This window comes from Streptomyces sp. NPDC056361 (assembly GCF_042262805.1).
In the GTDB taxonomy this organism is placed as follows: domain Bacteria; phylum Actinomycetota; class Actinomycetes; order Streptomycetales; family Streptomycetaceae; genus Streptomyces.
In genome coordinates this window covers 1-23,987 of the sequence record NZ_JBHJQI010000066.1, presented here as the reverse complement: position 1 = coordinate 23,987, position 23,987 = coordinate 1, and the positions used below count along the sequence as shown (strand labels likewise).

General features: G+C 71.9%; 19 protein-coding genes and 1 pseudogene. 16 read left to right on the top strand and 4 right to left on the bottom strand.

Going from position 1 to position 23,987, the window contains the following annotated elements:
• Positions 1 to 16: 16 nt before the first annotated feature.
• Positions 17 to 682 (bottom strand): DUF4097 family beta strand repeat-containing protein, encoded by a 666-nt coding sequence (locus ACFCY7_RS21945; protein ID WP_376487529.1) that lies wholly within the window; start codon positions 680 to 682, stop codon positions 17 to 19.
• Positions 683 to 977: 295 nt separating this feature from the next.
• On the opposite strand from ACFCY7_RS21945, the gene corA reads away from it, so the two are divergent.
• The 7 genes and pseudogenes from corA to ACFCY7_RS21910 all read left to right on the top strand — a co-directional run bounded on the left by corA (position 978) and on the right by ACFCY7_RS21910 (position 7,720).
• Positions 978 to 2,060, top strand: a complete 1,083-nt coding sequence (gene corA / locus ACFCY7_RS21940) for a magnesium/cobalt transporter CorA (RefSeq protein ID WP_376487560.1) — start codon at positions 978 to 980, stop codon at positions 2,058 to 2,060.
• Between the two features lie 46 nt (positions 2,061 to 2,106).
• Positions 2,107 to 2,499 (top strand): alkylmercury lyase, encoded by a 393-nt coding sequence (locus ACFCY7_RS21935; protein WP_376487528.1) that lies wholly within the window; start codon positions 2,107 to 2,109, stop codon positions 2,497 to 2,499.
• An 11-nt stretch (positions 2,500 to 2,510) separates the two neighbouring features.
• Positions 2,511 to 2,705 (top strand): annotated as a pseudogene (gene merB / locus ACFCY7_RS21930) (organomercurial lyase); the annotation flags it as partial.
• A gap of 104 nt (positions 2,706 to 2,809) precedes the next feature.
• Complete coding sequence (locus ACFCY7_RS21925; RefSeq protein WP_376487527.1) at positions 2,810 to 3,313, top strand: methyltransferase; 504 nt, start codon at positions 2,810 to 2,812, stop codon at positions 3,311 to 3,313.
• Positions 3,314 to 3,612: 299 nt separating this feature from the next.
• Positions 3,613 to 4,134, top strand: a complete 522-nt coding sequence (locus tag ACFCY7_RS21920) for a universal stress protein (RefSeq protein WP_376487525.1) — start codon at positions 3,613 to 3,615, stop codon at positions 4,132 to 4,134.
• A gap of 523 nt (positions 4,135 to 4,657) precedes the next feature.
• Entirely contained in the window at positions 4,658 to 6,475 is a 1,818-nt protein-coding gene (locus ACFCY7_RS21915; RefSeq protein WP_376487523.1) for a S8 family serine peptidase, read from the top strand.
• Positions 6,476 to 6,724: 249 nt separating this feature from the next.
• On the top strand, positions 6,725 to 7,720 hold the full coding sequence (locus ACFCY7_RS21910) for a helix-turn-helix domain-containing protein (RefSeq protein ID WP_376487522.1): 996 nt from the start codon (positions 6,725 to 6,727) through the stop codon (positions 7,718 to 7,720).
• Between the two features lie 73 nt (positions 7,721 to 7,793).
• Here ACFCY7_RS21910 and ACFCY7_RS21905 read toward each other — a convergent pair whose 3' ends face one another.
• Positions 7,794 to 8,747: a TrmB family transcriptional regulator gene (locus tag ACFCY7_RS21905; protein ID WP_376487520.1), complete on the bottom strand. Its 954-nt coding sequence runs from the start codon at positions 8,745 to 8,747 to the stop codon at positions 7,794 to 7,796.
• A 233-nt stretch (positions 8,748 to 8,980) separates the two neighbouring features.
• Here ACFCY7_RS21905 and ACFCY7_RS21900 point away from each other — a divergent pair, with 233 nt between their 5' ends.
• The 4 genes from ACFCY7_RS21900 (at position 8,981) to ACFCY7_RS21885 (ending at position 16,623) form a co-directional block, all read left to right on the top strand.
• Complete coding sequence (locus tag ACFCY7_RS21900) at positions 8,981 to 10,765, top strand: S8 family serine peptidase (RefSeq protein ID WP_376487519.1); 1,785 nt, start codon at positions 8,981 to 8,983, stop codon at positions 10,763 to 10,765.
• A gap of 168 nt (positions 10,766 to 10,933) precedes the next feature.
• Positions 10,934 to 13,297, top strand: coding sequence for an immune inhibitor A domain-containing protein (locus ACFCY7_RS21895; protein WP_376487516.1), 2,364 nt, complete (start codon positions 10,934 to 10,936; stop codon positions 13,295 to 13,297).
• 299 nt (positions 13,298 to 13,596) lie between these two features.
• Entirely contained in the window at positions 13,597 to 15,165 is a 1,569-nt protein-coding gene (locus ACFCY7_RS21890; protein WP_376487558.1) for an adenosine deaminase, read from the top strand.
• A 372-nt stretch (positions 15,166 to 15,537) separates the two neighbouring features.
• Entirely contained in the window at positions 15,538 to 16,623 is a 1,086-nt protein-coding gene (locus ACFCY7_RS21885) for a tyrosine-protein phosphatase (protein WP_376487515.1), read from the top strand.
• Between the two features lie 15 nt (positions 16,624 to 16,638).
• On the opposite strand, the gene ACFCY7_RS21880 is transcribed toward ACFCY7_RS21885, so the two are convergent.
• Entirely contained in the window at positions 16,639 to 17,268 is a 630-nt protein-coding gene (locus ACFCY7_RS21880; protein ID WP_376487513.1) for a class I SAM-dependent methyltransferase, read from the bottom strand.
• 281 nt (positions 17,269 to 17,549) lie between these two features.
• Between ACFCY7_RS21880 and ACFCY7_RS21875 the strand changes: the two genes are divergently transcribed.
• From ACFCY7_RS21875 to ACFCY7_RS21865, 3 genes are all read left to right on the top strand, one after another.
• The gene (locus ACFCY7_RS21875) at positions 17,550 to 17,966 is read left to right on the top strand and encodes a MerR family DNA-binding protein (RefSeq protein WP_376487511.1); all 417 of its coding nucleotides are present in this window, start codon (positions 17,550 to 17,552) and stop codon (positions 17,964 to 17,966) included.
• Between the two features lie 14 nt (positions 17,967 to 17,980).
• Positions 17,981 to 18,868 carry a maleylpyruvate isomerase family mycothiol-dependent enzyme gene (locus tag ACFCY7_RS21870; RefSeq protein WP_376487510.1) on the top strand — a complete coding sequence of 296 codons (888 nt, stop codon included), beginning with the start codon at positions 17,981 to 17,983 and terminating at the stop codon, positions 18,866 to 18,868.
• Between the two features lie 243 nt (positions 18,869 to 19,111).
• Positions 19,112 to 19,411, top strand: coding sequence for a dsRBD fold-containing protein (locus tag ACFCY7_RS21865; RefSeq protein ID WP_376487508.1), 300 nt, complete (start codon positions 19,112 to 19,114; stop codon positions 19,409 to 19,411).
• A 350-nt stretch (positions 19,412 to 19,761) separates the two neighbouring features.
• On the opposite strand, the gene ACFCY7_RS21860 is transcribed toward ACFCY7_RS21865, so the two are convergent.
• A complete protein-coding gene (locus ACFCY7_RS21860) occupies positions 19,762 to 20,469 on the bottom strand; it encodes a CBS domain-containing protein (protein ID WP_376487507.1) in 708 nt (235 codons plus the stop codon).
• A gap of 175 nt (positions 20,470 to 20,644) precedes the next feature.
• On the opposite strand from ACFCY7_RS21860, the gene ACFCY7_RS21855 reads away from it, so the two are divergent.
• Positions 20,645 to 21,931 carry a YncE family protein gene (locus ACFCY7_RS21855; RefSeq protein WP_376487505.1) on the top strand — a complete coding sequence of 429 codons (1,287 nt, stop codon included), beginning with the start codon at positions 20,645 to 20,647 and terminating at the stop codon, positions 21,929 to 21,931.
• A 61-nt stretch (positions 21,932 to 21,992) separates the two neighbouring features.
• Complete coding sequence (locus ACFCY7_RS21850; RefSeq protein WP_376487504.1) at positions 21,993 to 23,927, top strand: glycoside hydrolase family 5 protein; 1,935 nt, start codon at positions 21,993 to 21,995, stop codon at positions 23,925 to 23,927.
• Positions 23,928 to 23,987 lie beyond the last annotated feature (60 nt).

The following is a 23,987-nucleotide window of genomic DNA, read 5'->3' as shown; positions in this document are numbered from 1 at the left end:
GAGGCGGGGTGCGGGGTCAGAGGCTGCGGGCGGCGATGTCGCCGTAGGCCGTCGTCGCCTTGATGCTCAGGCCGGAGGTGCCGTCGTTCTTCAGGGAGTTGCTGACGCGGCCGTAGGCGGTGCCGGCGTCGAGGGAGGCCGAGACACCGGCCGCGGCCGCGACCGCGATGTCGCCCTTCTGGGTGGTCAGGGTGACCGTGCCGCTCACTGCCTCGGCGATGCGGATGTCGCCGCGGGCGGTGGTGATCTCGGCGGAGCCGGCGATCCGGCCGACCTCGACGTCGCCGTCGGTGGCGGTGAGGCGGAGGTTCGCGGCTTCGTCGATCTTGATCTGGCGGTACGCGCCCTCGAAGGCGATGTCGCCGAGAGGGCCGGTGGTGCGGAGTTCGGCGGCGGCGGCCCGGGCCTCGACGCGGGAGCCGGCAGGCAGCCGGACCGTCACCTCGATGGAGCCGGCGTCCCCGAGGATCCCGTTCTTCGTCTTCGGGACCTCGATCCGCAGGACGCCGTCGGCGTAGGTGACCTCGGTCCGCTCGGCGGTCTTCACGTCGCGGCTCTTGGAGGTGTCGGCGGGCAGGATCTCGACGGTGGTGTCGGTCCGGTCGGAGGCGATGAGGCTGATGCGGCCCGCGGGGACGGCGAGGACGGCGACGATCGCGGCGGCGGTGTCGAAGTTCTGCATGGTGCTTCTCCTTCGTGTGGAGCGGGCGCCTGTTCGCCTCGCTCTTTCCGATGAAGGAAAAGCTACGTTGCGTTCGAGGTATCGGCAAGCACTTTGTTGCGCAAAAACGCCATCAATGCAGGTCAGTTGCGAGATTTCGTTGCAATGGTTCTGAATCTAACGCAACAAGGCCTCCCTGGCGTGTTGCAATGGATTGAAGGTGAATGCGATGCCGAGGATGGGTGCTCCTGCCTGTTGCCCCAAAGGAGCGGGTGGCAGACTGTCCGGCGATCTGCCGAAGGAGCACCTCGTGTCGATGATTCACCGCCTGCGCAGCGCCGTCCGCCGGACGTACCGGCGTGCTGTCGACCTCAGTCACCCGGCGCGGTCGCCCCTCGGCAGCGCCGTGGTCAACTGCGTGGTCTACAGAGACGGCGTGCGGCAGGACGGGGTCCGGTCGGTCGAGGAGGCCGTGCGGCGCGTGCGCAAGGCGGGTGACGGGTTCGTGTGGATCGGCCTGCACGAACCGGAGGAGAAGGAGTTCGCGGGGCTCGCCGAGCTGTTCGGGCTGCACCCGCTCGCGGTGGAGGACGCGGTCCACGCCCACCAGCGGCCGAAGCTGGAGCAGTACGACGACGTGCTGTTCGCCGTCTTCAAGACGGTGTGTTACGTGGAGCACGACGAGCTCACCTCCACCAGCGAGGTGGTGGACACGGGCGAGCTGATGGCCTTCACCGGACCCGACTTCGTCATCACCATCCGCCACGGGGGACACGGCTCGCTCGGGCCGCTCCGCGAGGCCCTGGAATCGGAGCCCGAGCAGCTCCAGAAGGGGCCCTCCGCGGTGCTGCACGCCATCGCGGACCATGTCGTCGACGACTACCTCGCCGTCACGGAGGCCGTTCAGGACGACCTGGACGCGATCGAGACCGCGGTCTTCTCCGAGCAGGGCCACCGCAGCGACGTCGGCCGGATCTACCAGCTCAAGCGCGAGCTCCTCGAACTCAAGCGGGCCGTGGCTCCACTGGGCCGCCCCCTCCAGCGGCTGGCGTCCGAGCCGGTGCCGATCATCGCGGACGAGATACGCGCGTACTTCCGTGACGTGGTCGATCACCTGGCGCGGGTCAGCGAGCAGGTCGCCTCGTACGACACGCTCCTCGACTCGATCCTCCAGGCCCACCTCGCGCAGGTGACCGTCGCCCAGAACGAGGACATGCGCAAGATCACCGCCTGGGCCGCGATCATCGCGGTCCCCACCATGGTGTGCGGCGTGTACGGCATGAACTTCGACCACATGCCCGAACTACGCTGGACCTACGGCTACCCCGTGGTCCTCGGCGTCATGGCCGTCGCCTGCTTCGTCATCCACCGGGGCTTCCGCCGCAACGGCTGGCTCTGATCTCCGGGCGCGAGTCGCGAGCTCATCGAAGTGGAAGGGCAGCGGGATGCGGATCACGATCCTCACGGTGCCGGACTGCCCGAACGCACGGGTCGTACGGGAGCGGATCACGGCCGCACTCGGCGGCGGTGACGCTGGAATCGAACTCGTCGAACTCGTCGAACTCGTCGAACTCGTCGAACTCGTCGAGGTGTCGGGGGAGGACGGCGCGGCCCGGTGGGGAATGACCGGCTCACCGACCGTCCTTCTCGACGGAGTCGACCCGTTTCCGGTCCCTGGTGCTCAGCCATCGGTCTCGTGCCGCCTCTACCGCGACGCTCAGGGCCGCACCGACGGCGCACCGAGCGTCGAGGCTCTGCGCGAGGCGCTGGCAGGAGCGCTCAGGCCCCAGGGGGCGGACGAGCAGGACTGCTGCGAGAGGGACCTTCGGGACCTGTGACCGTATGGTCCATGTGCGCGATCGATGCCCTCGGTGTCTTCGCGATGCTCGGCCAGGACGTGACCGTCTCCTCGACCGCCCCCGTTGACGGACAGCTGGTCACGGTCACGGTCACGGACACCGGCGGCGCGGCGACGTGGGAGCCGGCTGAGGCGGTCGTGTTCGTAGGGCGCCGCAAGGGCGAAGGGTCGGCTGCCGGGGTGTGCTGCGACACTCTCTACTTCTTCTCCAGCCGGGTCTCGGTCGACCTCGTGGCCGAGGCGGAACTTCCCAGCGGGGCCACGGCCTTCGACATCGCACCGGTACGGGCGTGCTGTCGGTCGCGCTCGCGCGTCGTGGCCTGCGGCATGTCGCCGCCACCGACCAGGACGCACGTGCCGTGCACTGCGCCCGCGACAACATCGCCCGGCAGGGACTGTCGAACAGGATCGCCGTACGGCACGCCGACCTCTTTCCGGCGGGCAGGGCCGACCTGATCGTCTGCAACCCGCCCTGGCTCCCCGGCCCTCCCCGCACACTGCTCGACCGGGCGGTCTACGACTCCGAAAGCCGGATGCCACGCCGCTTTCTCACCGGCCTTCCGAACCATCTGGAGCCGGGAGGAGAGGGCTGGCTGATCCTTTCCGACCTGGCCGAACGTCTCGGACTCCGCAGCCGAACGGAGCTCGAAGACGCCATCGCGGCAGCAGGCCTGCGTGTGCTGTCCCGCACGGTCACGAAGTCGCGTCACCCGCGAGCCGCGGTCCCCTCGGATCCCCTGCACCGGTCCCGCGTGGGCGAGACGACCTCTCTGTGGCGCCTCGGGGTCGACTGACGCTCAACCCTGGGGGCGAGGGGCGAGGGGGTGGGGGGAGCACGTGGGCGCGCGGCAACGCCGGGCGATCGTCGTGTGGAGCGTCGACATCTGGTGGCGAGCGCGTCATCGCCGGCGCACCAGACGCGTAAGAACTGCGTCAGAGCCGCGTACGGCGACGTCAGAATCGCGTCAGCGGAACCGCCTCGGCGTTCCTCCCCACTGTTGTATCGGGTTCCGGTTCCGTGTCGAACGCGGAATCGCGGAGGGCGCAGAAACGACCGCGGGAAGCGGCGCGCCACGAAACGAAGGGGGAGCCAGTGCCGAGGATAGTGGTCGGAGTGAGCGGGAGCCTCGGCTCTCTGACGGCGCTGCACCGCGCCGCCGCCGAGGCCCGTCTGCGCCGGGCGGAACTGTGGGCCGTCCTGGCCTGGGAGATGCCCGGTGGAGAACTAGGCAGCCGCTATTCCGCTCACGTCTCGGCTCACGTCTCGGCCGTGGCCCAGTGCCGCACGACGGCCGGCGACCGGCTGCGCGAGGCGCTCGACGCGGCGTTCGGGCCCGGGCGTCCGGAGGTCACGGTCCAGGGCGCCACGGTCTGCGGCACCCCGGGCGCGGCGCTCGTCGATTTCGCCCAGGACCCCGACGACCTCCTGGTGGTGGGCACCGGAGCCCGCGGCCCCCTACGCCGCCTGGTCCACCGCTCTGTCGCCCGGTACTGCCAGACCCACGCGGTGTGCCCCGTACTGGCCGTGCCGCCGTCCCCGCTCCTCGCCACGTACGACACGACCCACCGCCGCAACCTTTGGCACAGGCCGCTCGACCCACGCGAGCTCGTCTGACCCATGCAGCCGGTGGCTCTCGGGGGCGACCTCAACGCAAGGGGCCGGTTGCTGCGGTTGGTTGAGCGAGCCGATCCGGGTCTCCGTTCCGCGCGCCTTCTCCGTCGCGCCCGAGCCATGGGGAGCAGCCCGAGCTCGTAGCGGAGATGATCGGCAACACCTCGATCTCCACTGGTTCCCCCCCCACGGCGCCTCCCGCCTGGCGGAGGGGGCGAACCAGCTGGCCACCCACCCTGCGCGTCGTTCTGCAGGTTGGCGGCGATGCCACTACGGGCCGCACCGTGGCCCGCTGCTCGTATACGTCGACAGTGCGGTCCTGAGCTGCTGGACCACGGCGTCGCGGCGCCCCACATGGCGGTCGTACGTGACGATGCGCGTGAGTTCGGGCCTTGGTGAACATGCCTGTGATCCGTCTGTCTCCTGGTGTCGGAATAGCGGCAGTGTCGGTTATCCGGCGTACTGCTGACGCTTCGTCGGCCCTACTGTCTGGCCGACATCCCCACCCCCCTCACCAGGAGGAAGCATGAAGCGGTTCGCGATATCCGCGGGCCTCACGCTGGCAGTGGCCGCAGCGTTGGGTACGGTTCCGGCGTCGGCGTCGGCGTCGGCGTCGGTGCAGAGCGGCGTGGCGTCGGCCGGCCAAGACGGTCGTTACGTCGTCGTCCTGAAGGACGGTGTCACCACCGATCCGGCTGCCGTCGCCCGGTCCGCCGCGGGCGTCGAGCTCGGCTCGGTCTATCGTTCGGCGCTCAGGGGCTTCTCCGCCGAGCTGACGCCGGCGGCCGTGGTCGCGTTGCGGAACGACCCGAACGTCGCGTACGTCGAGAAGTCGGCCGTCGCCCACGCCCACGGGCAGGTGACGCCCAACGGCACCGCCCGTATCGGTACCACCGCCAACTCCGGGCTGAAGGTGGGCGACGGACGGGACGAGCGGGTCGACGTGGACGTCGCGGTCGTCGACTCCGGGATCGACTACACCCATCCGGACCTCAATGTGGTCCGCCGGGTGAACTGTGTCGGCGTCACCTCCTGCGTGGAGAACGCGGGCATGGACGACAACGGGCACGGCAGCAACGTCGCCGGCATCGTCGGTGGACTCGACAACGGCATCGGGTACGTCGGCGTCGCCCCCGGCGCGCGGCTCTGGTCGGTCAAGTCGCTGAACAGCAAGGGCAGTGGCAGCACCGAGGAGATCGTCAACGGCATCGACTGGGTGACCGCGCACGCCGACGAGATCGAGGTCGTCAACCTGAGCCTCGGCTTCGACGGCACGGTCCAGTCGGTCAACGACGCCGTCAACCGGGCCATCGCCAAGGGCGTCGTGGTCGTCGTCTCCGCCGGCAACGACAAGCGCGACGTCGCCAACCAGAGCCCCGCCAACGTCCCCGACGCCATCACCGTCTCCTCGCTCAGCGACGCCGACGGAAAGCCCGGCGGCCTCGGTGACTTCGCCTGGTGCAACGCGAAGAACACCAACAAGGACGACACGCTCTCCAACTTCAGCAACTTCGGACGGGGCGTCGACCTCGCGGCTCCCGGCGACTGCATCCGCTCCGCGTTCAAGGACGGCGGCTACTCCAACTACAGCGGCACCTCGCAGGCCGCCCCGCACGTGGCCGGCGCGGCCGGCTGGCTCACCCGCGGCAGCGCCAAGCCCACCAACCGGGCCGGAGTCCTCGCCGTCCGCGACCGCCTCGTCGCCACCGGCAACGCCAACTGGACCGACACCTCAGGCGACGGCGCCAAGGAACCCCTCCTCGACGTGACCGACACGGCCGCGTACCCGGCCGGTGGCACCGCCGCGCCCCAGGCGACCTTCGTCCCCGACTGCGACCGGGCCACCCGTGCCTGCACCTTCGACGCCTCGCTCACCAGCGGCAGCGGCCTCTCCTACAGCTGGGCCTTCGGTGACGGCACCACCGGCACCGGCGTCAAGCCCTCCCACACCTACGCGGCTTACGGCACCTACACGGTGAAGCTGACGGTCACCGACTCGTCCGGCCGCTCCGGCCGCAACCAGACCACCTTCCGGCTGCTCGCCCCGAACCACAACGACAAGCCCACCGCCAAGGTCTCCGGCTTCTGCACGATCAACGGCCACTGCTCGCTGAGCTCCGCCGGCTCCTACGACCCGGACGGCACCCTCGCCTCGTACGCCTGGAACTTCGGCGACGGCACCACCGGCACCGGTGCCGAGATCAGTCACGAGTTCCCGTACAACGCCTCCGGCACGTACCAGACCACGCTGACCGTCACCGACGACAAGGGCGGCACGGGCACCGGCTCCGCCAAGGTCACCTGCACCAAGTTCCCCTACTACATGACCTGCTCCATCGGCTGACCCACCCCGCATGCCCCGGGAGACCACCCCTCCCGGTCCGCCCGGTACGGCCCCGGCCGTGCCGGGCCTCGCGCGTCCGGCGGGGTGGCGGACGCCACCGGGAGCCGGACCGGACCCGACGGAGTCGGACGCACGGCTCCGCGACGGCCGGGCGGACCGCTGCCGCGGGCGGCCGGACGGACCGTTGCCGCGGAGGGTGTCGAAGAAGCGACAGTGTCGGGTTTCCGGCATGTCGGACGAGGAGTGGTCATGCGTAGGGTGCTCACGTTCTTGCGGCACGGAGAGGGCGAACACATGGTGCTGGGGCCGTTCGGGGTCACGGAGGAGGAGGAGCGCGCGTACAGGCTCGTGCTCGGCCTGTCGGACTGCGCGGCGACGGACGTCGCGGAAGGGATCGGTGTCGAGCCCGGCGCCGCACGGCGGCTGCTGAAGGCGCTGGAGGAGAAGGGACTGGTGTGCCGGCTGCCCGGCACCCCGGTCCGCTACCAGGGCGCTGCACCCGACCTGGCCATCGAGGTCCTCGCCTTGGTCCGGCATCGGCAGATCGAGCAGGCGAAGCTCGCCACCAGCGAGCTGACCGACCTGTGGGTCGCGGCCGAGCGCGGCCGCCACGTGCCGATCGAGGTCGTCCACGGCCGAGACGTCAACACCCAGCGCTTCCTGCAGACCCAGCTCGCCGCCCGCAGGGAGGTGCTGACCTTCGACCGTCCCCCGTACCTGGAGGAGGGGATCGAGCCGCAGCACGACCTGCAGGTGCGGCGCATGGCCGAGGGGGTGAGCTACCGGACGGTGTACGACCGTTCCTCCCTCGCGGAGCCCGGCCAGATGGAGCGCGTCATGGCCCTGGTGCGGGCCGGAGAGCAGGCCCGGGTCTATGACGGGGTGCCGCTCAAGCTGCTGGTCACCGACCGGTCGGCGGGCCTGGTCCCGTTCGCGGTGTCGGGTGTCCGGCGCAGCGTGGTGCTCGACGCATCGCCTCTGCTGGACGCCCTGGTGGCGTTGTTCGAGCTCGTGTGGGTCCGCGCGGCCCCGCTGTGGGCGTCGACACCCATGGGCATCGACCCGGTGAACGAGCGGCTGCTGGGTTTCGCGGCAGCCGGCTACACCGACGAGTCGATCGCCCGCATGACGGGGTTGAGCAAGCGCACCGTCGAGCGCCGGATGCGCCAGATGATGGACCGCCTGGGCGCGCGCACCCGATTCCAGGCCGGACTGCAGGCGGGCCGCCAAGGCCTGTTGGGCTGAGGCAAGCGGCGACCCCGAGCGGCGCACCGCAAGGCTTTCACCGCACGGTCGCGGTCCGGTGCCGCGCCGGGGGTCAGCCGAGCAGGCCGATTCGTGCGGCCTGGATGCCCGCCTGGAAGCGGGTGCGCGCGCCCAGACGGTCCATGAGCCGCCGCATGCGGCGTTCGACAGTGCGTCTGTTCACGCCCAGCCGACGGGCGATGATCTCGTCGGTGTGTCCGGCAGCCGCGAAGCCGAGGAGTCGGACGTCCTCCTCGCTGATGTCGTCTGCGGCCCGGCCGGTGCCCCACAACGGCGTACCGCGCTCCCACTGGAACTCGAAGAGTGCGAGCAGACCGTCGAGCAGGGGAGACGCCTTCAGCACCAGAGTCTGGCGCTCGTCCGCCAGCACGAACGGGACCAGTGCGGTCGTCCGGTCCGCGATGAGGAGCTTGAGCGGCAGTCCGTCGACGACACGGGCCTTCTCGCCCTGTCGGTTGAGGGTCCGGGCCAGTTCCAGCTGTTCGGTGCCGGCCAGGGCGGTCCGGTCGTACACCGTGCGGTAGGTGACTCCCTTGGCCATCAGCTCCAGCTGGACCTCTGCCTGAGCGGCCATCCCCGAGAGGACGTAGGGCGGCATGTCGAAGGTGAGCACCTCGCTGCTGGTGGAGTGCTGGACCTGCTGGTAGTACCGGACGTTGGCGTCGGCGCCCTGCACGATCTGGACCGGTGGCTCGTGCTCGATACGGCCCTGCTGCCACAGGGCGGTGAGTTCCGCGGCCGCCAGCTTGGCCTGGTCGATGCGCTGGTGCAGGGTGCTCGCCAGGACCGAGATCGCCAGGTCCGGGGGCGCGGGTCGGAACCTGGCCGGGCGGGTGGGGGTCCGGATCACCAGCCCCTGGCCCTGCAGCTCGTGGAGGTGGCGCCGCACGGCCGCGGCCGGCTGGCCGCTGACTTCGGCGAGCTCCGCAGCCGTCCGTTCCGGATGGCGCAGCAGAGCCTGGTAGAGCTCTTCCTGTTGCGCGGAGATTCCCAAGGCGTCCAGCACGGGCGGCATCCTATCGACTGCTGCGGAACGAGGCGGTGGCGGTCGCCGGTCACCCGCCGCCCCCTGCAGGTCCGGTGGCCCCGCGCCCCTCCACCACGAGTGCCCGATTCCTCGTGCCGGGAAGCCCTCCGTGCATGTCGGATACCCGTCACTGTCGGATCTGCCACGCCTCAACAGCCTTACGCCGCCCTACCGTTCTCCGCATCCCCGCCCCCCTATTGCACGGAGGAAGCATGAGACGGACCGCGATAGGCGCCGTACTGGCCCTCGCCACCGCAGCCGGCCTCGCCGGAACCAGCCCGGTGGCCGCGACCCCGCAGCCGGCTTCCGGCTACATCGTCGTCCTCAAGGACGGCACCGCCACCGACCCGGCGTCCGTCGCCCGCTCTGTCAGCGGCGTCCAACTGCGCTCGGTGTACCGCTCCGCCCTCCACGGGTTCTCCGCGCGCCTGACCCCCGGCGCCGCGGCCGCACTGCGCTCCAATCCGGCGGTCAAGTACGTGGCGGCGTCCGCCGTCGGCCACGCCGACGGCCAGACCACCCCCAACGGCGTCAACCGCACCTTCACCGCCTCCCACACCGGCCTGAAGGTCGGTGACGGAGCCGACCAGCGCACCGACGTCGACGTCGCCGTCATCGACTCCGGCACCGACTACTACCACCCCGACCTGAACGTGGTCCGCCGCGTCAACTGCGTGGGCGTCGCCTCGTGCGTGGACAACGCCGGCACCGACGACAACGGGCACGGGAGCAACGTCGGCGGCATCATCGGCGCCCTCGACAACGGCATCGGCCACGTCGGGATCGCCCCCGGCGCGCGCCTGTGGTCCGTCAAGACCCTCAACAGCGAGGGCTACGGCACCACCGAGGAGATCGTCAACGGCATCGACTGGGTCACCGCCCACGCCGACGAGATCGAGGTCGCCAACATCTCCATCGGCTTCGACGGCACCGAGCAGGCCGTCGTCGACTCGGTCAACCGGGCGATCTCCAAGGGCATCGTCGTGGTCGTCTCCGCCGGGAACGACCACCGCGACGTCTCCCACCAGAGCCCCGCCAACATCCCCGACGCCATCACCGTCTCGGCCCTCGCCGACGCCGACGGCAAGGCCGGCGGCCAGGGCACCTTCGCCTGGTGCAACAAGAACGACAAGAACACCGACGACTCCCTCGCCGACTTCAGCAACTTCGGCAAGGGCGTCGACATCACCGCCCCCGGCGACTGCATCCAGTCCGCGTTCAAGAACGGCGGCTACTCCAACTACAACGGAACCTCGCAGGCCGCCCCGCACGTGGCCGGCGCCGCCGCCTGGCTCACCCGCGGCACCAACAAGCCCAAGGACCGGGCCGGAGTCCTCGCCGTCCGCGACAAGCTCGTCAACGCCGGCAACTCCGACTGGACCGACAACTCCGGCGACGGCGCCAAGGAACCGCTCCTCGACCTCCACGACCCGGCGCTCTTCCCCGCGGGCGGTACCGGCGGCCCCGACGCCACCTTCACCGGCGGCTGCGACAACACCGGCAAGACCTGCACCCTCGACGCCGGCCTCTCCACCGGCAACGGCCTCACCTACCGGTGGGACTTCGGCGACGGCACCACGGGCACCGGCGTCAAGCCCACCCACACCTACAACGCCTACGGCCTCTACAAGGTCAAGCTGACCGCCACCGACAGCAGCGGCCGCGTCAGCGGCAACAGCACCTACCTGCGCGCCACCGACCCCGCGCTCAACGAGAAGCCCGTCGCCGCCTTCAGCCGCTTCTGCACCGCAGCCGCCTGGTGCGGCTTCGACGCCAGTGCCTCCTACGACCCCGACGGCACCGTCGCCTCCTACCAGTGGAACTTCGGCGACGGCACCACCGGCACCGACCTCAAGCCCAGCCACACCTACCCGGCCGCCACCGCCACCTACACGGCCAAGCTGACGGTCACCGACGCCAAGGGCGCCACCGGCACCACCACCGCGACCATCACCTGCACCAAGCAGACCTACATCACCACCTGCGCCGCCTCCTGACGCAGGCCCACCAGCGGCGGGTCGGCCCGAAACCCCTACGGCGCCGACCCGCCGGCGACGCGCCGGTCCGACCCCCATCGGGCTGGCGTGCCCCGTACGGCGGACCGCTCCCGAGGCGCGCCGCCCACCCGCACCGGCGCGAGCCGACCACCCGGAGGACAGCACCACGTGAAGACATCCGCCAAGGCCGCGGCGGCCGCCGCGATCGCGGTCGCCACCACGCTCGGCACGGCCGCGTTCCCCACCACAGCCGCCACAGCCACCGCAGCCGAACCGGCCCTCACCGCTCCGCTCCACCGTGACCCCGCCGACGCACCGGCCGCCGGGCACAACCTTCCCGGACCGCTCACGGAGAAGGCCGAAGCAGACCGGAAGACCGCGGTCGAGCAGCTCGTCGCGGGCGACGCCGCCGTCGAGAAGCACGGCGCCGGTAGCTCCATCAAGCTCGGCGACGGGCAGTACGTCGAACTCGCACGCCGGCGCACCGACCGGATCTTCACCATCCTCGTCGAGTTCGGCAACGAGGTCGACACCACCACCAAGCTCCCCGACGGCACCCTCAAGTACGGCGGACGACCCGGACCGGCGCACAACGAGATCGCCCGGCCGGACCGCTCCCAGGACAACTCCACCGCCTGGCGCGCCGACTACGACCGGCAGCACTACCAGGACCTGTACTTCAGCTCGACCGAGGACTCCCTCAAGACCTACTACGAGAAGCAGTCGTCCGGCCGCTACTCCGTCGAGGGCACCGTCACCGACTGGGTCAAGGTTCCGTGGAACGAGGCCCGCTACGGATCCGACTACTGCGGGGACACCGTCTGCGCCAACGCCCAGGACCTCGTCCGCGACGCCATCGACACCTGGGTGGCGGGCCGGAAGGCCGCCGGGCTGAGCGACGACCGGATCAAGGACGCCGTCGCTCCCTACGACCGGTGGGACCGCAACGACCACGACGGCGACGGCGACTTCGACGAGCCGGACGGCTACATAGACCACTTCCAGATCGTCCACGCCGGCGTCGACCAGTCCGCCGGGGGCGGAGCGCAGGGCACCGACGCGCTGTGGGCCCACCGCAGCTACGTCTACGGATCCGGCGCCGGCAAGAACGGCCCGTCCGGCAACGAACTCGGCGGAACCCCCGTCGGCAACACCGGCATCTGGGCGGGCGACTACACCATGCAGGCCGAGAACGGCGGCCTCGGCGTCTTCGCCCACGAGTACGGCCACGACCTCGGCCTGCCCGACCTCTACGACACCAGCGGTCACGGCGTCGACAACTCCGTCGGCTACTGGTCCCTGATGAACTCCGGCTCCTGGCTCGGCGAGGGCACGGACGAGATCGGCGACAAGCCGGCCGACCTGGACGCCTGGAGCAAGCTCCAGCTCGGCTGGCTCACCTACGACGAGGCGAAGGCCGCCACCCTCTCCGTGCACCGCACCGGCCCCGCCGAGTACAACTCCAAGCTTCCCCAGGCCCTCCTCGTGGAGCTGCCGAAGAAGACCGTCACCACGCACATCACCACCCCGTACGACGGCGCCCGCACCTGGTGGAGCGGCAGCGCCGACAACCAGAACGCCACCCTCACCCGCAAGGTCGACCTCACCGGCAGGACGTCGGCCACGCTCACCGCCAAGGCCTGGTACGAACTGGAGGAGGACTTCGACTACGGCTACGCAGACGTCTCCACCGACGGCGGCCGGTCCTGGACCGCCCTGGCAGGCACCTTCGACGGCGAACCGATCCCGCTCAATCCCAGCGACACCCCGGCCCTCACCGCCGACTCGGGCAACGCCTGGGGCACCCTCTCCTACCCGCTCGACGCGTACGCCGGCAAGACCGTCGAGATCCGCTTCCGCGTCACCACCGACGGCAGCACCCACCTCAAGGGCCTCGCCCTCGACGAACTCCGCGTCACCGCCGACGGCACCGCCCTGTTCGCCGACGGCGCCGAGCAGGGCGACAACGGCTGGACCACCCGCGGCTTCACCCGGACCACCGGCACCTTCACCAAGGACCACCCGCAGTACTACCTGGTGGAAAACCGTCAGTACGTCTCCTACGACACCACCCTGCGCACGGGCCCGTACGTCTTCGGCTCCGCCGCCCGTCCGAGGTGGGTGAACCACTTTCCGTACCAGAACGGCCTGCTGATCTGGTTCTGGGACACCTCGCAGGACGACAACAACGTCTACCACCACCCCGGCAGCGGCCTCGTCCTCCCCGTCGACGCCCACCCGGCACCGCTGCGCTGGGCCGACGGAACGCTGATGCGCACCCGGGTCCAGTCCTACGACTCCACCTTCGGATTCGAGCCCACGGACAGCATCACCCTCCCCAGGGCCGACGCCCTCACCGGCATCCCGAGCTCCCCCGGCGTCCCGACCTTCGACGACCGCGCCCACTCCTACTGGGACGCGGCGAACCCCTACAGCAGCGTCAAGGTGCCCGACACCGGCACCCGCATCGAACTGCTCTGGAACAGCACCGACAAGCTGGAATCGATCATCATGGTCAGGCCCGCGAAGTAGCTCCTGCACGGGCCCCGTCAGCGATCCGGGGGCGGTGTCGACCCCGGAGAGCACGCCGACGGCGCCGGCGGAGTCGGCCAAGGTGCCGACTCCGCCCGGAACGCCCGTTCGCGCACTCGTCGTTCCGTACGAGTGGATCCCTCGTGCGGGTGGTGTGGCGGGCGAAGGGCCCGTCACGGGCCCCAGGACGGGCGGTTACTGGTGATCATGCCGGAGTGATCATTTCCGTACCCCCACGAGACCCCAACCACCCCGCCCCGCGCCGCACTTCGCGCCGCCGCTCGCTACTCGTCGCCGCGCTGTGCCTGCTGCCGGCCGCCGTCGCCGCCCCGGCGGGCCCGGCGAGTGCCGCACCGGGCGCCCCCGGCGGGACCGCGGTCGCGCCGCGGCCGACGTCGACGGCCGGCGAGGTGGTGGCCTCCGCACGGCTCGCCTCGATCCGCGACGACCCGGCCGCGCTCCAGGCGTTCTTCCGCGCCCTGCCCAAGGGCGGGGAGCTGCACAACCACCTGTCCGGCGCGGTGAGCACCGAGTACCTGATCAGGCTCGCGGGCGAGGACGGGCTGTGCGTCGACACGACGACGATGACGGCGGTCGTGCCGCCGTGCGGACCGGGCACGAGGCCGGCGACCGACGCCGACACCGACCGCGCCTTCCACGACGCCCTCGTACGGGCGTGGTCGATGCAGGACTTCCCGCCCGGCGGGAACGGCCACGACCACTTCTTCGACACCTTCGGCAAGTTCGGCGAGGTGACCTGGCGGAACCGGGGCAAGCTGCTCGCCGAGTTCGCCGACACCGTGGTCGAGCAGAACCAGTTCTACCTGGAGACCATGGTCAGCCCGGCCTCGGAGAGCGCGAAGAAGCTCGCGAACGAGGTCGGCTGGGACGCCGACCTGGCCCGGATGCACGGGAAGCTCGTCGCGGACGGCAAGCTCGACAAGATCGTCGCCGAGGCCCGCAAGGAGGCCGACGACGGCGACGCCGAGTTCCGCACCGAGGCCGGGTGCGCCACCGAAGCGCCGCGCCCCGGCTGCGGGCTGACCGTGCGCTGGATCTCCCAGGTGAACCGCGGCAGCACCAACGAGCGGGTCTTCACCCAGATGGCGCTCGGCATGCGCCTCGCCGAGGCCGACCCGCGCTTCGTCGCCGTCAACCTGGTGCAGCCCGAGGACTGGGACACCTCCCTGGCCAACTACAGCACCCAGATGCGGATGCTGAAGTACCTGCGCGGCGTGTACCCGAAGGCCCACCTGACCCTCCACGCGGGCGAGCTGTGGCCGGGTCTCGTCAAGCCCGCGGACCTGACCTTCCACATCGGCGAGGCCGTGGACGTGGCCGGTGCCGACCGCATCGGGCACGGCGTCGACCTGGTCCACGAGAACGACTGGCAGCGGGTGGCGGACACGATGGCCGCGCGGCGCGTCGCCGTCGAGGTGCCGTTCACCAGCAACGCCCAGATCCTCGGCGTCAAGGGTGCCGACCACCCCTTCGAGACGTACCGCGCCCACGGCGTCCCGGTCGTCCTCGCCACCGACGACCCGGGCGTCTCCCGGATCGACGTCACCCACGAGTACCGGTACGCCGCCGAGACGTACGGCCTGACCTACCGCGAACTGAAGGACCTGGCCCGCGCCTCCCTCGAGTACGCCTTCCTGCCGGGCGCGAGCCTGTGGCAGGGCAACCCGACCCGTGACGGCTACCGCCTCGCCGGCGCCTGCCGCCACGACGAGCCCGGCTCCGACCGCCTCCGCCCCAACTGCCGCCGCCTCCTCGACGCCAGCCCCAAGGCCGCCGTCGAATGGCGCCAGGAAGCCGCGTTCCGCGCCTTCGAGCGCCACGTCACGACGGGCCCCAAGGCCGGCTGACCCGCCGTCTACCTCGCCTCGCCTCGCCACGCCACACAGCCCCGCCGTCCGCCCTCCCCGGGCGGGCGGCGGGGTCGTTGCGTTCCCGCACGCCGGGGGCCCGCTCCTCGTGGCGGCGTGGCGGCGTGGCGGCGTGGCGACCCTGGCGACGCTCACCTACGGGTACGCGGCCCTGGCCCTTCTCGTCGCGGCGGGCGCCGCTGTCGCGCTCCTGCGGCGGGCCGCGGTGAGCGCGTCGTAACCCGGCGGGACCCGCCCCACCCTCTGCATGGTGTGCACAGGTGGCATGTTTTGCCATCTGCCCTCGGTGGGGCGGTTTCCGGCCATGCCGTGTTCATGCGACGTTCGCCCCCGCCGCTCAGAGTCGCGGCCATGAACAAGGCAACCCTGTCCACGACCGTCCTCGTCGCGGCCCTCGCCCTCGGCCTGCCCTCCGCGCCGGCCGCCACCGCCGCCGAGCGGCACCTGCCCCGCCACGCCGACCAGCACCGCTCCGGCCAGGCCGTCCCGTTCACCGAGGCCACCGTCACCGCGGGCGCCGACGGCTCGTTCGCGCTCGCATGGAAGGCGCAGGGCGTCAAGCGCGTCGAGATCCACGCGAACGGCAGGGTCGTCGCCAGGGGCGGCGCCACCGGCCGGGCCGTGGTCACCGGCCTGCCCGCGGCCGACCGCCAGTGGTTCCGGTTCCAGGCGGACCGCGGCCAGGGCCTGCGGCTCGCCGACCGCCTCGTCCGGCTCTCCGGGACCGTCAACCTCCGCGACGCGGGCGGCTACCGCACCGAGACCGGCCAGTGGGTCAGGATGGGCGAGGTCTACCGCTCGGACGCCCTCGACCGGCTGACCGCCGACGACGAGGCCACGCTCCGGCGTCTGGGCGTCAACACCGTCTTCGACCTGCGCACGGCCGACGAGCGGGCCAAGAACCCCGACAAGGTCCCCGCCGGCGCCGACTACGTCGTCGCGGACGTCTTCGCGGGCTCGGGTGCCTTCCAGGCCATGCCGAAGACCCCCGCCGAGGCCGAGCAGATGATGATCGACGCCGAGAAGGCCATGGTCAGCGGCGACGGCGGCAAGAAGGCCTACGGCCAGGTGCTCGACGGCATCCGCGCGGACGACGCGCGCTCCGTGCTCTTCCACTGCACCGCCGGCAAGGACCGCACCGGGTGGTCCAACGCCGCCCTCCTGACCGCCCTCGGCGTGCCCAGGGACACCGTCATGGCCGACTACCTCGCCAGCAACACCTACCGCAAGGCCGCCAACGACGCCCTCCTCGGCCACCTCCCGCCCCAGCAAGCCGCCGTCTACAAGCCCCTCCTCGACGTCCGCCCCGAGTACCTCGCCTCCGGCTACGCCGAAGTCGACGCGAAGTTCGGCTCCTTCGACCGCTACCTCGACGACGCCCTCGGCCTCGACCACCGCGAGCTGAAGCGCCTGAAGAAGGACCTCCTCGTCGGCTGACCGGGTGACGCGTGCCTAGGGAAGCCGGGCCATCACGTGGACGTCGAGGAAGCCCCGTTCGGAGGCCGGGTCGTGGAGGAGGCGGGTGAACGGGGCGAGGCCGGCGTCGGTCAGCAGGGCGGCGAAGAGGTCCGGAGGCCAGCTGTAGGCGGGGGCCACCTTGTGGTCGAAGCGGACCGGCTCCGGTCCGTCGGTGCCGAAGAACGAGACCAGGAGCAGGCCGCCCGGCGCCAGCGCGCGTGCCTGCTCGGCGAGGAGCGAGGGCAGTTCGGCGGGCGGGGTGTGGATCATCGAGTAGTGGGCCAGCACGCCGCCCAGCGCGCCGTCCTCGACGGGCAGGGACTCCATGCGGGCCTCGTCGAAGCGGAGGGCCGGGTGGGCCCGCCGCGCGTGGTCGACCATGCCGGGCGAGAGGTCGAGGCCGAAGGCGTCGAGGCCCAGGTCGTGGAGCATGGCCGTCAGGTGCCCGGGCCCGCATCCGACGTCGGCCGTCCAGAGGTTGCCCGTGTCGCGGACCAACTCGGCGAAGCTGCCGAGCATGGCCCGGGTGAAGGGCCGGCTCTCCAAACGGTCGGCGAAAAGCGACGCGTACAGGTCGACGACCCCGTCGTAGGCCGTCCTCGTCTCGTCCTGATGGTTCGGCATGGGGAGGAAGCTAACAGGTGACACCCGCGGGGCGGGGCGGCGCCCGCGCAGACGACTGAGCCCTGGCCTGTGCCTTCGCCTGAGCCTGCGCACTTGCTTGAGCCTGCGCCCTCGCCTGAGTCGACATCCGCGCCTGTGCCTGCACCGACACCCGCGCTTGCGCCCGCGCCGACATCAGCGCCCGCACGGGCGCCGTCCCGGCATCGGCGGCGTCAACTCCGGCGCGTCGCCGCCGTGAAGAAGGGGACGACGAGGAAGAGGCGGTCCGACGCGGCGCGGTCGTGCTGGTCGGCGACCCACGCCGCCGCCCGGTCGGGCGGGGCGGCGCCGGCCCGTACCGCCGTGTCCGCGAGGCCCTTCACGAGGGGCAGCACGCGCACGTGACCCGGGTGGCCTTCGTCCTGCGGGCCAAGCAGGCGGGCCCCGCGCTCGACGGCATCCGTGATCTGCCGAGGGCCGGCGACCCGGGGGACCGGCGGCGGCGCCTCGCTGGGCACCGCGAGGTGCTGCGGCGTCGGATCGCCGAGGCACAGGCCTGCCTCGACCTCGGCGAAGGCGCGCTGGACTGCGGACACGCCGACCTGGCCACCTGCCCGCGGTTCTGCGAGATCGTTGCCGACGCGACCGGTACCGCCGGAGCTACTCGCTGGTACGGTCCCTGGCCTACCGGTACTCCAGGGGGAGTCGCCGGAGTCTAGGGAGGGGCGGATCCATGACGGGACGAACGGGCGGGGTGCTCCCCGGCGGGCTCGCCGAGGCGATACGGGGGACGGCCGAGGACATCGCGGCCGTGCTGCGTACGGCGGAGGTCGCGGGAACGCGGGGCGACGGCCCGGCGGCCGATGACGCCGCCGGTGGCGCCGCGGGAGAGAACTCCACCGGTCACGGCGGCGGGCTGCCCGTGCCCCGCTCCACCTGGACGGTGGGTGAGGCCGCCGCGCACCTCGCCCAGGCGAACGCGCTGATGGCGGACCTGGCCGCGGGGCGCCGGCGGCCGTACGGCGACGGCACCCCCGGCAGCCTGGCCGAGGCCAACGAACGCGCCCTCGCGGGGTTCGCGGAGCGGGCGCCCGGCCCGCTCGCGGAGATGATCACGGCCCAGGCCCTCGCCTTCCTCGACTCCGTCGAGGAGCGCGACCCGGACGAGTCGGTCACCACCCCGCTCGGCGTGATGAGCCCGGCCGTCCTCGGCTCGTACCTGCTGACCCACATGCTCGGCCACGGCTACGACCTCGCCCTCGCCCTGCGCCGTCCGCACATGGTCGACGCGCACCGGGTGCGGCTCAGCATGCCCTTCATGATCCATGCGATGCCGCAGGTGGCGGACCCGGACGCCGTCGCCGGCCTCACCGCGAGCTTCGCGGTACGGCTCCGGGGCGGCCCCGGCTTCGGCGTCACGATCACCGACGGCCGGGTCGGGGTCGCCCACGAGCCGCCCGCGCGGCCCGACTGCAAGATCCTCACCGAGCCGGTCACCTTCCTCCTCCTGGCCCTCGGCCGGATCGACCCCTGGCCCGCCATCGCCCGCGGCAGGGCGCTCGGCTGGGGCCGCAAGCCCTGGCTCGCCCCGCGCTTCCCCACCCTCTTCCGCGCGCCCTGAGGCCCGCCTGAGCCGTCTCGGGCCGCGTACCCAGGCGGTCCAGGGCCGCGCGCCCGAGGCGCGTCGGGCGCGCGCGAGCCGTCTCGGCCGTACGGCACGGGCGGCCTCGCCCGTACGGCCCCGGCGGGTTCCGTCGGGGCGGGCCCGTCCCCGTGCGCCGCGGCCGCCGCCGATGGATCCTGGAGGTAACGGAAGGGGCCGTGTCTCGGTTCCGCGCGGCCCGACGGTGCGAGGAGGCAGACCATGAGCCGCACTCTGGAGTGGACGGTCGGCGTGGAAGTGGTGGAGGACGGCGGCAGGACCAAGGCCGAGGCCCGACTCAGCACCGGCACCACGACCCTGACGGGCCACGGCTCCGCCCGGTGCAACCCGGCGGACGTGGACGTACCGGCGATCGGCGACGAGCTCGCCGCCAGCCGTGCGATGAAGGACCTCGCGGGCAAGCTCATGCGGGAGGCCAACCGGGACATGGAGGCCGTGGGCGCCGGGACCGTACCCCAGCGCACCGGCCCCGGCTACGGCTGGCCGGAGGCGGTCTCCTGACGAGGCCGCCGGCCGAGCCGGGACCCCGGCCGGACGCCGAGTCCGGCCGGGAGCCGGCCGCTTCGCGCTGCTCCGACGCACGAGTCCGGCGCCGGGAGCGTGCGCTGCGCGCTGCCCTGGCGCACGAGTACGGCAGGACGCCGACGGGTTGGGCGCTGCTCTACGCATGAGTCCGGCCGGTAGCGGCCGGGTTGGAGCTGCCTGGCCCACGGGTCCGGCCGGTAGCGGCCGGGGTGACGCTGCCTGGCCCACGGGTCCGGCCGGTAGCCGGGCGGTCCGAGCCGCCCTGGCGTGCGAATCCGGCCGGGCGGCGGGTGTTCAGGGCCACCCTGCCGCGGTTCCGCCGGGAGTCACCCCACGCCGCCCTCCCACCCGTCGCGCTCCTGCTCGCCGCCTTCCCACCCGTCGAGCTCCCGTTCGCCGCCCTCCCGCTCGTCGCCGTTCGGCAGCTCGCCCCGCGCCGTCGCGTCGGCGTCCTCGTACCCCAGTCGGTCCACGACCTCGACGACGCCGTCGACGGTCTCGCACAGGCGCATCAGGATCGGGCCGAGTCCCCGCCGCTCCAGCGTGCCGCTGAGGGTGACGATGCCCTCGTCGACCTCGATGTGCACGGCGGAGGGGGACAGGCGCATGATCCGGACGAGGACGTCCTCGCGGATCTCCTCCTGGATCGAGCGGTCGCGGCGCAGGAAGAGCTGGAGGAGGTCGCTGCGGCTCAGCACGCCGATCAGGCGGCCGTCGGCGTCGACCACGGGCAGGCGCTTGATCCGATGCCGCTCCATCAGGCGGGCCGCCTCGACGGCCGTCCAGGAGGGGCGGGCGGTGACGACGGGGCTGGACATCATGGCCTCCGCCGTGCTCGGCCCCTCCTTGGTGGCGTGTCGCCGTAGCAGGTCGGCCTCCGAGACGACGCCCACCGGCCGGTTGTCGTCGTCGACCACGGGCACGGCGGTGATGCCGTACTCGTCGAGGAGCCGTGCGATCTCCTTGAACGAGGTCCCGCGCTGTACCGCGACCGCGGCCGGCGTCATCAGGTCCGCGACACTGCGGTGCCTCATCGTCCGTTCCGTCCCTTCTGCGTTCCGGATTCCATGGTCCCGCACGGTGGCCCGACCCCGCACGAGGGGGGCCTGCGAGGTGGCGCGAAGGGGGGCGTGACAGGGGCTTGTGGGTGTGGCGCGCGCATGGTTACCTCCGGTAAGTCATCGTCGCGCCACGGAAGAAGGACCCCCCATGCCCTCTCCCCGTACGTCCGGGACCCGCCGCCTCCTCGGGGCCGTCGCCGCCTCCCTGGCCCTCGTCGCCGCGTCCGCCGGCGCGGGTTCCGCATCCGCTCCGGAACAGGCCACCGCGCCGGGCCCGACCGCCTCGGCCGGACTGCGCGAGGTGATGTTCGTCGGCAACAACTGGGACGGCACCGCCGACGTCATCGCCTCCCGGGGCGACTTCGGGCGTGTCGGCCGAGTGAACGTCATCCCCGACAAGGAGCAGCGGCTCCGCGAGATCTACCTCAACCCCGTCCGGCTCGCCTACTTCCTAGGCGTCCGCAGCGGACCGGGCGAGGGCCACGACCAGTTCGTCGACGACATGTACGCCACCCCCGACGGATCCGCCATGGTCGTCTCCCGGCCCAGCTTCGCCGACGTCGTCTCGCTCGACCTGCGCACCGGGAAGATCAACTGGCGTTTCCCCGTGGCCGGTTACCGGGCGGACCACATGGCCGTCTCGCCCGACGGCAGCCGGGTCGCGGTCTCCGCCTCCACGGCGAACACCGTGCACGTCCTCGACATCGCCACCGGCCGCCAGCTCGGCTCGTTCAAGACGGGGGACAAGCCGCACGAGAACGTCTTCACGTCCGACGGGCTCCTCTGGAACATGTCCATCGGCGAGGTCACCACGGCCCTCGACGCCCCCTGGCTCGACTGGTCCAAGGGGGACCGGAAGATCACCGTCGTCGACGCGAGCACCTTCGAGACCGTCCGCGTCATCGACATGCGCACCCGCCTCGACGCCTTCGGGCGCGGAGACCTCTCCGACGCCGTCCGCCCGCTCGTCTTCACGCCGGACGAGAAGAAGGTCTACTTCCAGGTCTCGTTCCTCAACGGCTTCCTGGAGTACGACGTCGACTCCGACCGCATCACCCGCCTCAAGAACCTCCCGGCGAACCCGGCGACCGACCCCGACCGCACCACCTGGGTCAACGACTCGCGCCACCACGGCCTTTCGATCAGCCCGGACGGCGCCAAGCTCTGCGTCGCCGGGACGATGGACGACTACGTCACCGTCGTCGACCGGGAGACCCTCGCGCAGGGCCCGCTCGTCCAGGCCTCCAAGCCGTACTGGGCGACCGTGAGCGGCGACGGCCGCTCCTGCGTCATCTCCGAGAGCGGAGCCGACCGGGTCACCGCGATCGACTTCGCCACCGGGCAGCGGGTGGCCTCCGTGGCCGTCGGGGACCACCCCCAGCGGGTACGGCTCGCCCGCGTGCCCGCCGACTGGACCGGCCCCGCGGCCGGCTGACCCACCCCTCTCGCCCACGCACCCACCCCTCTCGCCCACGCACACACCCCCGAAGGACATCGTGAACAGAACACTCCTGGGGGCCGCGCTCGCCGCGGCCCTCCTGGCTGCCGGGACCACGGCGGCCCCCGCGGCCCCCGCACCGGCGGCCCCCGCTCCCGTGACGGCCCCCGCTCCCGTGGCGGCCCCCGCTCCCGTGGCGGCCCCCGCCGCGCTCGCCGACAGCTGGCAGCCCCCGCTCAGCACGCGGGGGCGCTACATCGTCGACGCGACCGGAGACCGCTTCAAGCTCAGATCCGCCAACTGGCACGGCGCGCAGGGCTCGTGGACCGGCTCGGGCGACAAGGCCGACCCCGCGAACCACAACGCCGGGGAGAAGTCCGACCAGTTGCCCCTCGGCCTCGACCGCACACCGATCGCGAGGATCCTCGCCGACTTCCACGACCTCGGCATCAACAGCATCCGCCTGCCGTTCTCCAACGAGATGCTCCACGACCAGCGGCCCGTCCCCGACGCGGCCGTCGCGGCCAACCCGCAGCTGCGCGGAAAGACCCCGCTCCAGGTGTTCGACGCGGTGATCGCCGCGACGACGGCCGACGGGTTCGCCGTGGTCCTGAACAACCACACCAACACCTCCCGCTGGTGCTGCGGCCTCGACGGCAACGAACGCTGGAACACCAGCCAGTCCACCGCCCAGTGGGAGAACGACTGGCTCTTCGCGGCCAGGCGCTACAAGGAGAACAAGCGGGTCGTCGGCGCCGACCTCTACAACGAGGTGCGCCGCACCATCACCGACGACGCCAACTGGGGCTGGGGCGACGACCACGACTGGTGGGCGGCCACCCAGCGCCTCGGCGACCGCCTCCTCACCGAGGCCAACCCCGACCTCCTCGTCATCGTCGAGGGCATCAACTGGCAGGGCATCCCCGCCGACGGGTTCTCCCACTGGCGCCCCACCCTCGAACCGGCCAGGACGCTCTCCCACACCCTCGTCGCCTCGGACAAGCTCGTGTACTCGGCGCACTTCTACGGCTACACGGGCCCGAACCACACCGGCGCGACCGGCACCGGCGAGACCCACGACTGGCGCTACCAGGAACTCTCCCGCGACGACCTCTTCGCGACCCTCTCCCGCCAGGCCTTCTTCGTCGCCGCCGACACGGGCAGGCACTACACCGCACCGCTGTGGATCAGCGAGTTCGGCATCGGAGCCGACGAGACCGACCCGAAGGCCCGCGCCTGGTTCGGGAACTTCGTCGACTACCTCGTCGCGAACGACACCGACTTCGCCTACTGGCCGCTGGTCGGCTTCACCGGCCACGGACGCTGGAAGCTCCTCGACTACGACACCGAGGGCCGCCGTTCCGGCATCCTCGACGGCACCGACTGGCGCGCCGCCGACTGGCGCCGACTCGTCACCGCCCCGGGCCTGACCGGTCCCGTGCCGGCCACCGACACCTGGCGCATGCTGAACCTCGACCACGCCGACGCGGTGCAGTCCCTCCGCACCCGCGCCCGGGGCGACTGGGACAACGGCGCCCGCAAGGGCGTCTGCCCCGACGGGCTGCGGCTCGTCGGGCTCGCGCACCGTGACGGCCGCGGCCTCTGCACGGACACGGGGACCGGCCGACTCGCCGACCCGGCGGGCGGGTTCACCGTCGTGACCGACGAACGGTACGTCAGGGAGGGCGACTGGGCCGGTGGCTACACCAAACTCCAGTGTCCCCGAGACCAGTTCATGACCGGCTACAGCGTCCGCGGCCAGGCCGTCTCCGCGGTCCTGTGCGCCGCCGCCGTCCGGGCCCTCCCGGTCACCGGCCGCACGCTCTGGTTCGACCGGGGTGACAACCGCCCGGCCGGCGGCCCGGGCGGCGAGTTCGCCCAGGGCAACTACAAGGGCCAGTGCGCCGGCGGAGAGTACGCGGCGGGCATCGCCTTCACCGGTGCCTGGGCCAAGGGCAAGACGCCCGACGCCCTGCTCTGCCGCACCCTGTAGGACGCACGGGCACGAGAGAGGGGCCTGCCGGATCATGGGATCCGGCAGGCCCCACCGGCC